This is a genomic window from Gemmobacter lanyuensis (assembly GCF_014652355.1).
Classification (GTDB): Bacteria; Pseudomonadota; Alphaproteobacteria; order Rhodobacterales; family Rhodobacteraceae; genus Gemmobacter; species Gemmobacter lanyuensis.
The window spans coordinates 139,282-150,650 of the sequence record NZ_BMYQ01000008.1 but is presented as its reverse complement, the minus strand read 5'-3'; the positions used below and the strand labels follow the sequence as shown (position 1 = coordinate 150,650).

The 11,369-nt window shown below is 64.9% G+C and carries 11 protein-coding genes and 1 tRNA gene; 5 read left to right on the top strand and 7 right to left on the bottom strand.

Annotated features, from left to right (window positions below):
* The first annotated feature begins 357 nt into the window (after positions 1-357).
* Positions 358-1,011 (top strand): TetR/AcrR family transcriptional regulator, encoded by a 654-nt coding sequence (locus IE101_RS13570; protein ID WP_189634385.1) that lies wholly within the window; start codon positions 358-360, stop codon positions 1,009-1,011.
* A gap of 74 nt (positions 1,012-1,085) precedes the next feature.
* Here IE101_RS13570 and IE101_RS13565 read toward each other — a convergent pair.
* From IE101_RS13565 to IE101_RS13545, 5 genes are all read right to left on the bottom strand, one after another.
* Positions 1,086-1,160: transfer RNA gene (locus IE101_RS13565), tRNA-Glu, on the bottom strand.
* A gap of 60 nt (positions 1,161-1,220) precedes the next feature.
* Positions 1,221-2,966: a single-stranded-DNA-specific exonuclease RecJ gene (recJ, locus tag IE101_RS13560; protein ID WP_189634384.1), complete on the bottom strand. Its 1,746-nt coding sequence runs from the start codon at positions 2,964-2,966 to the stop codon at positions 1,221-1,223.
* Between the two features lie 69 nt (positions 2,967-3,035).
* Positions 3,036-3,464, bottom strand: a complete 429-nt coding sequence (locus tag IE101_RS13555; RefSeq protein WP_189634383.1) for a VOC family protein — start codon at positions 3,462-3,464, stop codon at positions 3,036-3,038.
* A gap of 61 nt (positions 3,465-3,525) precedes the next feature.
* Complete coding sequence (locus tag IE101_RS13550) at positions 3,526-4,899, bottom strand: hypothetical protein (protein ID WP_189634382.1); 1,374 nt, start codon at positions 4,897-4,899, stop codon at positions 3,526-3,528.
* A 5-nt stretch (positions 4,900-4,904) separates the two neighbouring features.
* Positions 4,905-5,846: a thymidylate synthase gene (locus IE101_RS13545; protein ID WP_189634381.1), complete on the bottom strand. Its 942-nt coding sequence runs from the start codon at positions 5,844-5,846 to the stop codon at positions 4,905-4,907.
* Between the two features lie 238 nt (positions 5,847-6,084).
* Here IE101_RS13545 and thyX point away from each other — a divergent pair, with 238 nt between their 5' ends.
* The 3 genes from thyX to IE101_RS13530 all read left to right on the top strand — a co-directional run bounded on the left by thyX (position 6,085) and on the right by IE101_RS13530 (position 7,882).
* Positions 6,085-6,990, top strand: a complete 906-nt coding sequence (thyX, locus tag IE101_RS13540; RefSeq protein WP_189634380.1) for an FAD-dependent thymidylate synthase — start codon at positions 6,085-6,087, stop codon at positions 6,988-6,990.
* Between the two features lie 107 nt (positions 6,991-7,097).
* A complete protein-coding gene (locus IE101_RS13535) occupies positions 7,098-7,499 on the top strand; it encodes a DUF2177 family protein (protein ID WP_189634379.1) in 402 nt (133 codons plus the stop codon).
* A gap of 56 nt (positions 7,500-7,555) precedes the next feature.
* Positions 7,556-7,882, top strand: a complete 327-nt coding sequence (locus IE101_RS13530) for an arsenate reductase family protein (protein ID WP_189634378.1) — start codon at positions 7,556-7,558, stop codon at positions 7,880-7,882.
* Positions 7,883-7,939: 57 nt separating this feature from the next.
* Here the strand turns inward: IE101_RS13530 and IE101_RS13525 are convergent, their stop codons facing one another.
* A complete protein-coding gene (locus IE101_RS13525; RefSeq protein WP_189634377.1) occupies positions 7,940-8,146 on the bottom strand; it encodes a cold-shock protein in 207 nt (68 codons plus the stop codon).
* A gap of 220 nt (positions 8,147-8,366) precedes the next feature.
* Positions 8,367-10,304 (bottom strand): threonine--tRNA ligase, encoded by a 1,938-nt coding sequence (thrS, locus tag IE101_RS13520; RefSeq protein WP_189634376.1) that lies wholly within the window; start codon positions 10,302-10,304, stop codon positions 8,367-8,369.
* A 156-nt stretch (positions 10,305-10,460) separates the two neighbouring features.
* Between thrS and IE101_RS13515 the strand changes: the two genes are divergently transcribed.
* Entirely contained in the window at positions 10,461-11,210 is a 750-nt protein-coding gene (locus tag IE101_RS13515) for an alpha/beta fold hydrolase (RefSeq protein ID WP_189634375.1), read from the top strand.
* Positions 11,211-11,369: the final 159 nt, after the last annotated feature.

The window sequence follows — 11,369 nt, the reverse complement described above, 5'->3', positions numbered from 1 at the left end:
TTTCAAGCGGTTTGCCGGGGGCAACCGCTACTGCCGCGCGTGTCCGCATCGGGATCTCCTGTTGAAAAGGGCCGCCCTTGCGGGTGGCGGGGATGTGACGGCGGAGCCCGGCACAGCAAGGGTTACGGCAATTCTGTTTATCTGCCCCCGAACCTTCCCCGAAACGCGGCCCGACCCGATCCGTTTGCAAGGCCGGGGCAGGGGGCAATCGACACGGGGGGCGCTCCGCTGTAGGCTGTCGGTAAGTTGCGTCTGTGATCTGGAACAGCCGCGTAATTGCCATAAACACTTGTGTCTGGCAAGTAGTCTTTGTTGACTGCGAAGCCAAAGCCAGACCGAGGCTGCGAGGAGAGCGAGATGACCGAAAACCAGCAAGCCGAAGCTGTCGCCCGGGGGTCGGCCGAACTCTGGTTGCAGGCCGCGCGTGAGGCTTTGCTGGAAGGGGGGGTGGAATCGGTAAAGATCCTGTCCCTCGCCAAGGCGGTGAACCTGTCGCGGGCGAGCTTTTACTGGTTCTTCGAGGATCGGGAGCAACTGCTTGACGCGCTTTTGGCGCAGTGGCGCGAAAAGAATACGGGCAATCTGGTGCGCCGCGCCGAGGCCTATGCGGATACGCTTGCCGAAGCGATTCTCAATGTCTGCGATTGCTGGTTCGACAAGGCGCTGTTTGATTCGCGCTTTGAATTTGCGGTCCGCAGCTGGGCGTTGCAGTCGCCCAAGGTGCTGGCCGAAGTGCAAGCCGCCGATACCGTGCGCATCGCCGCGCTGACGGCGCTATTCGAACGTTTCGGGCGATCCCCCACCGCATCGGCGGTGCGCGCGCGCGCCATCTATCTGGTCCAGATCGGCTATATCTCGATGCAGGCCAATGAAGACCTGCGCCTGCGCATGTCGCGGATGTCGGAATATGTGCAGGTCTATACTGGGGTCGAACCCGAACCGCGCGAAATGAACCGCTTCTTCTCGCGCCATGGGATTTCGGCGGCAGAGGCCTTGTCAGTGCAGGCCTAGCCTGCCTGCCAAAACCGTAGCAGATTCAAGGATGATAAGCCTTGATTTAACATCGCGATTTTAGGGAAGAACCGTGGCAGCCCGTAGGGGAGTCGAACCCCTCTTCCCAGGTTGAAAACCTGGTGTCCTAACCGATAGACGAACGGGCCGCGGTTGGTGAGGCGGTTTCTAGCGGCAGTGTTCAGGGCGCGCAAGAGGAAAAATGCAGCTTATGCAAAAGCTGCATCTTCAAGCCGCAGCTGCACTTTTGTCCGTCCGCCATAGGTGTTCAGCTCCAGCTTTCCGGCCAGATGGAACCGCTGATGACCGGGGTTTTCGAGCGCCGGGCCAAGGGGGCCATCGAAGGCGCCAAAGGCCACTGCGTCGAGTTTCGCGCCCATGCCGTCGCCGAAGGTCAGCCGCAGATGGCTTTCCCCGATCCGGCGGGCCTGCACCGCCACGCTGGCAAAGGCAAAGCGCGGCGCGGGCGAAGAGGCACCGTAAGGCCCCGCTGATTCCAGCTGCTCCACCAGATCCATCGTCGCCCCGGCAGGTGCGAGAAGCCCGTCCAGATGCAGATCCGCCGGGCCGCCCGCCCCGGCGCCCTGCCGCGCCAGCAGCTCGCCCAGACGCGCCATGGCGGTGGGAATCTGCGCCTCCTCGATCGTGAGGCCCGCGGCCATCTTGTGCCCGCCGCCCTTCAGAAGCAGCCCTTCGGCCGCGACGCGCTGCACCGCCGCCCCCAGATCCACGCCCGAAACCGACCGGGCCGAGCCTTTGCCGATGCCGTTTTCCAGCCCGATGACCACGGCGGGGCGATTGGTGGCCTCTTTCAGCCGCGCGGCAACAATGCCCACCACGCCAGGGTGCCAACCTTCGCCTGCCGCCCAGACCAGCGGCCCGTCCGTCCCCCGCGCTTCGGCCTGCGCCAGGGCTGCGGCGCGGACCGCGGCTTCGATCTCGCGACGTTCGGTGTTCAGCTGATCCAGCCGTTCGGCCAGGGCTGCGGCCTCGGCCTCGTTCTGCGTCGCGAGAAGCCGGGCGCCCAGATCGGCCTGCCCGATGCGCCCGCCCGCGTTGACCCGCGGCCCCAGCAGAAACCCCAGCGCATAGGGGGTGGGCGCCTGATCCATGCGCGCTACATCGGCCAGCGCGCGCAGTCCCACCCGGTCGCGCCGCGCCATGACGCGGAGGCCCTGCCGCACGAAGGCGCGGTTCACGCCGACCAGCGGTGCCACATCGGCCACGGTGGCCAGCGCCACCAGATCGAGCATCGCCATCAGATCGGGGCCTTGAACGCCGTCCTGCCGCAGGCGGCGATTGGCTTCGACCAGCATCAGGAACACGACCGAAGCCGCGCAAAGATGCGCCAGTGCCCCGTCTTCATCCTGGCGGTTGGGGTTCACCACGGCCAGCGCGGGGGGCAGAACTTCGCCCCCAAGGTGGTGATCCAGCACAATGACATCGGCCCCCGCAGCGGCGGCAATGGGTTCATGGCTGAGCGTGCCGCAATCGACACAGACGATCAGGTCATGCGCGGCCGCCAGAGCCTGCATGGCGGGCACGTTCGGGCCATAGCCCTCATCGATCCGGTCGGGGATATAGAGCGTTGCCGCGTGCCCCATCGCCCGCAGCCAGACAAGGAGCAGCGCCGCCGAAGACCCGCCATCCACATCGTAATCGGCGAAGATGGCGATACGTTCCTTGCGCCGCACCGCCAGAAGAAAGCGGTCCGTCGCAGGTCCCATGTCGCGCAGTGACAGCGGGTCGGGCAGCAGATCCCGCAGGGCAGGGGCCAGATAGCTCGCCGCATCCTGCGGGCTGATCCCGCGCTGCACCAGCACGGCGCAGAGCGCAAGCGGCAGGCGCGTGGCCTGCATCATCGCCTCGGCTAGACGCGCGGCCTCGGGCGCGGGGCCCAACCAGCGCCGCCCTGTCAGCGACGCCTCGACATTCAGGAAGGATCTTTGGCTCATGCCGTCAGTCCTGCCGCGCCCGGGCCCGCAAGACAAGGGGGCTTGCAGGCCCGGGCGCGCCTTCCGGCCTTACCAATGGCCGGTGTTCGGCATCGAAGCCCAGGGTTCCGCCGGGGCCAGCGCCGCCCCCTTCTGCAGCAGCTCGACCGAGACATTGTCGGGCGAACGGACAAAGGCCATATGGCCATCGCGCGGCGGGCGGTTGATCAGCACGCCATTGGCCTGCAGATGCGCGCAGGTGGCATAGATGTCGTCCACCTCATAGGCGAGATGCCCGAAATGGCGGCTGTCCGAAGGCAGGCCGCTGTCGCCATCCCAGTTGTAGGTCAGTTCGACAGGGCAATCGGGCTGGCCGGGGGGCGCCATGAAGACCAGCGTGAAGCGCCCGCCTTCGCTGTCATGCCGCCGGGTTTCCTCAAGCCCCAGCAGGCGGAAGAACGCGATGGATTTCTCAAGGTCCAGAACCCGGACCATGGTGTGCAGATAGCGGATTGTCATCGGTGTCTCCTTTGATCTGCCCGCAAGATAGGGGATATGGCCGCCGATGCCACCCCCACGATCAGAACAGCGACTTCACCCCGAAGACCACGCCGATCTGATGCGAATCGAAGGCCGAGATATTGCTGTCGGTCCGGCTGGCGCGCAGCGTGACCTGCGGGGCGAACCCGGCCCAGTTCACATCGGTCGGCACCGCCGAAATCTGGGCAAAGACGGTTTCGTCCTGCCGCCCGCCTTCTGGCACGATGATGCCGACGCGGAAATCCGGGTAGAAGGCAAAGCTTGCCCCCACCGCGGTGCTGAGCGTGACCGGGCCCAAAGCCCGCGCGGGGGCAAGGCTGGCCTGCACCATCGCGCCGTGGCGGCGGCGCTGGCCGCTGCTCGTCTCAACCGCATAGGCCGAAAACGACAGGCCCAGCCGGGTGCCGCCGGGGCGCAGCCCCTGCCAGCTGGCCGTGATCTGCGGGCGGCGCTGTTCGCGCCCCCCGGCCGAGGTCGGGCGCTCGACCGTCCAGTCCAGCGCGAGGCCGAGCGTATTGCGCCCGTCAAGCTTCTGTTCGCGGGCAAGGCCGATGCTTGCACTGCGGTTGCCGCTGTCGCCGCTTTCCCCAAGCCCAAGCGCCCCGTTTAGCCGCCAGACCCCGCCGGGCCGGGCCGTGGCGAGGCTGTGGTCCAGCCCCAGGCTGAGCGTCGTTTCCGCAAGATCGCCATCGGTCAGCGTTTCGGCCCGGTCGCGCGCGGCATCCGACATGCGGACGCGCTTGGCATCCAGCCCGAAGGTCAAGCGGGTTTCGGTCGTAGTGCTGCGGGCAAGGCGGAGGCTGCCATCGGCCTGCAGTGTGGCAATCACGCCTTCCAGCGCCTGGGCATCCTCGCTCAGCATGCCGATTTCGGGGCGGCCGTCGATCAGGTTGAAGGGGCTGTCGGACCCGCCGTTCACGTTGTTGGACGGTGACAAAGAAAACTGCAGGCGGCCTTCCCAGGCAGACATCTCGCGCAGTTGGCGCAGGGCAGCCGCCGCCGCCTGCCGTTCCGCTGGCGTCGGGGCCGCGGAACCCGCCTGCCGGAGCCAGTAGCGCAGGGCAAGGTCGCGTCCCTCTGCAGCCGCAATTTCGGCGGCAAGGCGGGCGGCCTCATGCCGCTGGCGGTCGCTTTGAGCGGCGGCAAAGGCGGCGCGGACCGCTGCGCGGGCCTGCGGCAACTGCCCCCTGTCGCGGGCAATCAGGGCGCTGACCTGAAGGCCCAGAGGATCCTCTGGACGCGCGCCCAGCAGGCGCGCGGTCAGGGCATCAGCTGTCGCAAGCTGGCCCTGCTGATAGGCGCGCAGGATCGCTGCGCGCAGGTCGGGCACGGCGACCGCCACGTCATCGGCGGTGGCGGGCAGGGCAGCCAAAAGCGCCAGCGCCGCCACCCAGGGTGCCCGGATCCGGCGCATCCCGCTCAGTTTGGCTCGACCGTGTCGCAAATCGCGGCATCACCCGGCTGGCCGCACTGGGTCAGCACGAAAACACCATGTTCCTGTTCCAGGTCGATATCGTCGTTGAACGTCTCAAGATGCACGACGCCGGCCACGCTGGAGGAATCGCTTCCGCCGAAGATCCCGCCGTAATTACCGGTGATCGCATCGACATTGTCGCCCTCGGGATTTTCCGCGCTGCCCGTGAAGGTGCCGTTCTCCGCAATCTCGGTCGGGGCCAGAATCACCTGGGGCAGGCTGGTGCCTTCGTTCACGACCACGCGGTTGTAGACCACCCCGTTGACCTGATCGTCCGAGAAGTTGGCGTTCAGCAGGATGTTCCCGCGCACCTGACGCGGCTGGTTGGGCAAAAGCTCATCCGCGGTTCCTGCGGGCGGTGTCAGCACATCGGGGTTGCCCGCGGCCGGAATGTTTTGCAGTGCCGCATAGGTTCCGGCGTAGGTGACCTGACCGCTGCCCGTGGCAGCGCTGATCGGGGGGCGGTCGAAATTCCCGTCGCGTTCAAAGCTGCCGCCGCCAAAGTAATGGCCGAACTGCCCACCATCGGCCACGGCCACGGCGCGGGTCGCGCCGTCGCGGCTTTCGCGGGCCAGCGCCACAAACATGCGGTCCAGCGGATCTTCCTGGATCGAATAGGCGCGGTAGCCCCCGACGTCCAGATCGGCATTCCGCTGATAGGTCACCAGCGCAGGCGACGAATCAAGCCCCGCGATCGACAGGCGCAGGCTGTCCGAGGTGGCGTCATAGCGCGCTGCCGTGACATTCACGGCGAGCGATTCCGGCACAGTGACGGTTTCGCTGTCGCCATCACCTTCGCCGTCATCGCCACCCGTTGCATCGGGGAAGGGGCTGCCACCGCATGCCGCCAGAAGCAGCACCGCTGCCAAGGTCAATCTGTAATCCATGTCACTGCCCGTCATCCGCTACGCATTTTTGCCCCGCAGAATGTTTGACCACCTGACGCAAGTCAACGTGGCCCGCGTGGATTTCGTGCAGGACGTGTCCTTGCGGCCCTGCGGCGACCTGCATGCTTGCGTTTTGGCGCATTCCGTGGCTTTTGACCGGGGTAGGGTGGGGTGCCCGGTCAGCCTGCCCGTGCCGCCTGCCTCGCGCCCCCACGACCCGACCAGCCGGAGACCTGACATGCCCCTGACGCCCGAGCAGCTTGCCGAGATCGACGCCCTTCGCGCCACCCCGCGGCCCACGCTGCGCGCTGTGTCCGAGGGGATGGAAGCGCATCTCTACAAGGCCGCGCCGGTGCTGGATCACGGCTTTGTCCGCGTGATCGACTATATGGGCAATGATGCCGCCATCGTGCAGGCCGCAAGGGTCAGCTATGGCGCGGGCACCAAGAAGGTGAACGACGATTCGGGCCTGATCCGCTATCTCATGCGGCACTGGCACTCGACGCCGTTCGAGATGTGCGAACTCAAGCTGCATGTGAAGCTGCCGATCTTCGTGGCGCGGCAGTGGATCCGCCACCGCACCGCCAACGTCAACGAATACAGCGCCCGCTATTCGATCATGGATCGGGAATTCTACATCCCCGAACCCCAGCATCTTGCGGCGCAATCGACGGTGAACAACCAGGGCCGCGGCGCGGTGCTGGAAGGGGCCGAGGCGGCGCGCGTGCTGGAAATCCTGAAATCCGATGCCGCCCGCACCTATGACCATTATGAGGAAATGCTCTCGCAAGACGGTCAGCAGGGGCTGGCGCGTGAACTCGCGCGGATGAACCTGCCCGCCAATATCTATACGCAATGGTATTGGAAGGTGGACCTTCACAACCTCTTCCACTTCCTGCGCCTGCGCGCCGACCCGCATGCCCAGTACGAAATCCGGGTCTATGCCGAGGCGATCGCCCGCATGGTCGCCGATTGGGTGCCGGTTGCCTTTGGTGCCTTCGAAGATTACCGCATGGGCGGGATCACCCTTTCGGGCAAGGCCATCGCCGTTCTGAAACGCCGTCTTGCGGGCGAGACCGTCACCCAGGAAGACAGCGGCATGAGCAAGGGCGAGTGGCGCGAATTCACCGAGGTCTGGGGCTGATTCCCGCCCAAATCGCGGTGGCGTGACGCGCCACCGCCGCTTTCCGTCCGCCCGGCACTGGTCGGACGCAGGATCCGCGCTAAACCGTTCCTGAAACGGAGCAGATCATGCAGATTGCCAGCCTCTACCTTGTGACAGCCACCATCTTCCTGCTGCTGGACGCGATCATGCTGCGTCTGGTGATGTATCCCTTGTTCAGCCGCCACCTGCAGGACCAACTGGCCGAAACGGTGCGGATCGTGCCGGCGGCGCTGTTCTATGCGGCCTATGTGGCGGGGCTGGTCTATCTGGTGTCCCTTCCCGCCATCCGCACCGGCGCGCCGGTCTGGCTGCCCGCGGCGGTGGTGGGCTTCATGGCCTATGGCACCTATGAATTCACCTCTTACGCCGTGATGCGCGACTGGCATTGGACCATGGTGCTGACCGATGTCACCTGGGGCACGATCCTTACGGCCGTGTCGGTCTGGGCAGGCGTCTGGGTCACGCGCGCGCTTGGCCTGGCGAACTGACTGGCCTATGACGGGGGGAAACCGGCCCCCCGGGGTCTGCAAGTCAGGACAGCACCATGATCCTTTACGGCATTCCCACCTGCGACACCTGCAAGAAGGCGCTCAAGGCGCTTGAGGCGGCGGGTCAGACCGTCACCTTCCGCGACATCCGCAAGGACCCTCTGACCGAGGCCGAGATCGCCCGGCTGGTCACTGAATTCGGGGATCGGCTGATCAACCGCAGCTCGACCACCTATCGCGGCTTCAACGATTTCCTGAAAGCATCCGAGCCCGAGGCGCAGATCGCCGCCCAACCCACGGTGATGAAACGCCCGGTGATCGAACAGGATGGCCGTTTCTGGCTGGGCTGGGATGCGGCGGTGCAAAGCGCGCTTCTGGGCTGATCCCAAATGAAAACGGCCCCCGAGCGGGGGCCGCATAGCTGATCTGGCAGGCGCCGCTTACAGCAGCTTCAGATCCGAGGCCGAGGCACGGCCGTCACGGCCCGACTGCAGTTCGTAGCCGATCTTCTGGTTGTCGTTCAGGCCCTTCAGCCCGGCGCGTTCCACGGCCGAGATATGCACGAACACGTCCTTGCCGCCGTCATCCGGCGCAATGAACCCATAACCCTTGGTGGCGTTGAACCATTTCACGGTGCCGGTCGGCATTCCGTCTCTCCTTCATCAGACATCCCGGGGCGAGATTGCCGCGGGCCGTGCAGCCAGGTCTTCCAATGCTCCGGCTGCTGGTCTGGCAGGAGGCGGGCGAAAGTCTGTCGTCACGCGGAAATGATGCCACGGATCAGGCAAAAAGCAAGAAAATTGGTTGAGCAGGGGGTTCCCGCTCAACCATTTGAAAACGCAACAGTTTTTCCGAAAACGCCCGAAATCAGGGCATCTGTGCCGCGTGCGACAACTCGGCCAGGATCGCCTCGAGACTTTGCGTTTCGGTGCGGTTTTCGCCAAGGCGACGCACCGAGACGGTCCGCTCTTCGACCTCTTTCATCCCGATGGCCAGAATGACCGGCACCTTGCCCACCGAATGTTCGCGAACCTTGTAGTTGATCTTCTCATTCCGGGTATCCGCCTCGGCGCGAATTCCCGCTTTCTTCAGAAGATCAGTGACTTCCAGAACATAGGGATCGGCATCCGACACGATCGAAGCAACCACGACCTGACGCGGGGCCAGCCAGAACGGCAGCTTGCCGGCATAGTTTTCGATCAGGATGCCGATGAAGCGTTCAAAGCTGCCGAGCACGGCGCGGTGCAGCATGACGGGGCGGTGCTTTGCCCCATCTTCGCCCACATATTCCGCACCCAGGCGCACCGGCAGGTTGAAGTCCGCCTGGAAGGTGCCGCACTGCCATTCGCGTCCGATGGCGTCGGTCAGTTTGAAGTCGAGCTTCGGCCCGTAGAAGGCCCCGTCACCGGGGTTGATCTGATAGGGCAGGCCCAGACCTTCGATGGCCTTTTGCAGCGCGCCCTCCGCCTTGTCCCAGATCTCGTCGCTGCCCACGCGCACATCGGGGCGGGTCGACAGCTTGATGTCGAATTTCTCGAACCCGAGATCCTTGTAGACGCTGGACAGAAGGCTGATGAAGCTCGCGCATTCCTGCTCGATCTGGTCCTCGGTGCAGAAGATATGCGCGTCATCCTGCACGAAGCCACGCACCCGCATGAGGCCATGCATCGACCCCGAGGATTCATAGCGGTGGCAGGCGCCGAATTCCGCCAGCCGCAGCGGCAGGTCGCGGTAGGATTTCAGACCCTGATTGTAGACCTGCACATGGCAAGGGCAGTTCATGGGCTTGAGCGCGTTGATCCGCTTTTCCTTGGCGCCTTCCTCGTCCACTTCGACGATGAACATGTTTTCGCGATAGGCTTCCCAGTGGCCGGATTTTTCCCACAGGATGCGGTCCACCACCTGCGGGGTGCGGATTTCCTTGTAGTCATATTCGCGCAGGCGCTTGCGCATGTAATCTTCCAGCGCGCGGTATACGGTCCAGCCGTTGGGGTGCCAGAACACCATGCCCGGCGCCTCTTCCTGCAGGTGGAACAGATCCATTTCGCGGCCGAGCTTGCGGTGGTCGCGCTTGGCTGCTTCCTCCAGCATCGTCAGATGCGCCTTCAGGTCGTCGCGGTTCTTGAAGGCCACGCCATAGATGCGCTGCAGCATGGGCCGCGTCGCATCGCCCAGCCAATAAGCGCCTGCGACATGGGTCAGCTTGAAGGCATCGGCCGGGACCTGGCCGGTGTGCTGCAGATGCGGCCCACGGCAAAGATCCTGCCAGGTGCCGTGCCAGTACATGCGGATATCCTCGCCTTCGGGAATCCGGTCCAGAAGTTCGAGTTTGAAAGGCTCGCCCCGCCCACGGTAGTATTCCACCGCCCGTGCGCGTTCCCAAAGTTCGGTTTTGACAGGTTCGCGCGCATTGATGATCTGCTTCATCCGCGCTTCGATCTGGCCCATATCCTCGGGCGTGAAGGGTTCGGCGCGGTCGAAATCGTAGAACCAGCCGTAGTCACGGACCGGGCCGATGGTCACTTTCACATCCGGCCAGATCTCTTGCACCGCCCGCGCCATGATATGCGCGAGATCATGGCGGATGAGTTCAAGCGCCTGGGCATCGTCTTGCATCGTGTGGATGGCGATGGTGGCGTCGCCCTGGATCGGCCATTGCAGATCCCAGTGTTTGCCATTCACCGTCGCCGAAATGGCCTTTTTCGCGAGGCTGGTCGAAATCGACGCCGCCACTTCGCCTGCGGTCACGCCCGCGGCGAAATCGCGCTTATTGCCATCGGGGAAAGTCAGGGAAATCTGGCTCATCGGCCTAGCTCCTCGTCGGTTTGGCGCCCACGGAACGCCCGGTTGCGGGTTGGTGTTGCGCGCTTTTCGCCGCTTGGCGGGGCCACGTCAAGCGGGCAGCCGTGTTGAGCAGGCCCGCCCCCCTCTGATAGGAAGGCCGCAGCAGAGGAGTGGACCATGCCTGATTTCCTGACAACGCCCGCCGGCCGCCGCATCGCCTATCACAAGACCGAGGGGGCCGGGCCGGGCGTGGTGTTTCTGGGCGGGTTCAAATCCGACATGACCGGCACCAAGGCGCAGCACCTGCAGGACTGGGCCGAGGCGACCGGGCGGGCCTTCCTGCGGTTCGACTATTCGGGCCATGGGCAAAGTTCGGGCGCGTTTCTGGATGGCTGCATCGGCGATTGGGCGGCCGATGCCATGGCCGCGATTTCCGCGCTGACCACCGGGCCGCAGGTTCTGGTTGGCTCGTCGATGGGGGGGTGGATTTCGCTTTTGGTGGCGCGCGCCATGCCCGACCGTGTGGCCGGGCTGGTGGGCATCGCTGCCGCCCCCGATTTCACCGAAGACCTGATGTGGGCAACCTTCACCGAGGCCGAGCGCGCGGCCCTGGCCGCGGGCCGGGTTGAACAGCCGTCGGACTATTCGGACGAACCCTATGTCATCACCCGCAAGCTGATCGAGGAGGGGCGCAGTCAGCTCGTCCTGCGCAGCCCGCTGCCCTTGCCCTTCCCGGTGCGGCTGCTGCAGGGCACCGCCGATGTGGATGTGCCCCCTGCCGTGGCGCTGCGCCTGATGGACCATGCGGAAAGCCACGACCTGCGGCTGGTGCTGGTCAAGGGGGCCGATCACCGGTTTTCGACGCCCGCCTGTCTTGCGCTGACTGTCACGCAGATCAAAGAGGTTCTGGCGCTTGCTAAAATCTAAGATTCCGGCTGCCTGAGCGGCATCCGCAGTCTCTGATCTTGTCAATTTCGAACATTTTTGCATCTGGGGCCGTCTTTGCGGCCCTAGCTTCGTTTTCGGCACTGGCCCCGCACGGCGCGCCCGTGTAACCATCGTGCAAAATACGACCTGCCGGACAAA